Source organism: Holdemanella sp. DFI.5.55 (genome assembly GCF_020593575.1).
Lineage (GTDB): Bacteria > Bacillota_I > Bacilli_A > Erysipelotrichales > Erysipelotrichaceae > Holdemanella > Holdemanella hominis.
Window position 1 is genome coordinate 1 of record NZ_JAJDMK010000171.1, and the last position, 976, is coordinate 976.

Annotated in this window: 1 protein-coding gene; it reads left to right on the forward strand. The window is 30.7% G+C overall.

Annotated features, from left to right (window positions below; genetic code table 11):
- Positions 1–835 (forward strand): transposase (locus LJE08_RS13605; protein ID WP_227403532.1); only part of this gene is annotated, 835 nt, incomplete at its 5' end.
- Between the last annotated feature and the right edge of the window lie 141 nt (positions 836–976).

The window sequence follows — 976 nt, forward strand, 5'->3', positions numbered from 1 at the left end:
GAATAAATACTCTTGTCTTCTTTTAGATTTTGAAACTAGCAATCTAATCGATGTCATTATAAACAGGCGCAAAACCACCTTGTTAAACTATTTTGAAAAGATACCTAAATCAGAAAGAGAAAATGTAGAATATGTATCTATGGATCTTTATGAAACTTACAGATCTGTTGTAAAACTACGTCTTCCAAAAGCTAAAGTATGTGCGGATCCGTTTCATGTGATCAAAAACTATAATGAAGCCTTAGATAAAGTTCGAAAACGCGTAATGAACAAGTTCCCAAAAAAGTCTGTTGAATATTACCTTTTGAAAAAATTCAATTGGACCCTGTTCAAAGATGAAGTTCGTGAAAACGAATCAAAATGGAACAAGAAACTACACAGGTATATCAACTACCCACAAATTCTGGACCTTATTCTTGGAATATCTGATGAATTAAGGACTGCGTACTATTTAAAGAGTGATTACGTGTATTTTAATAAGCATTCTAATTTAGAAAATGCAGAAAATGATTTATGGAAACATATCGAAGAAATGAAAAAGAGCAATATTCAAGAAATTTTAAAATTAAAAAAGACACTGATTAACTGGTCTCAAGAAATAATCAATTCTTTTACTTTTATAGATGGTCGACGCATTACGAATGGAATCATGGAATCCAAAAATGGAATCGCAAAGGAAATTAAAAACAACGCAAAAGGATATAAAAACTTTCTGAGATATAGAAACAGATGCCTTTATTGCATGAATAAAACTACAAAGCCAAATTACGCAGGTTCACACAAATCCATTCGTATGAAAGGTTGGCCTAGAGGACGTTACAAGAAAAATAAATAAAACATCAAATAAATCATTAGACCAAAAAAAAGGGTCATTTCACCAACAAAGTGGTGAATATGACCCATTTTTAGTAAATTCATAAATTTAAGTTTTCTTAACCTAATACGGAAACCCTACAATAATTTAAAGCCGGTATTT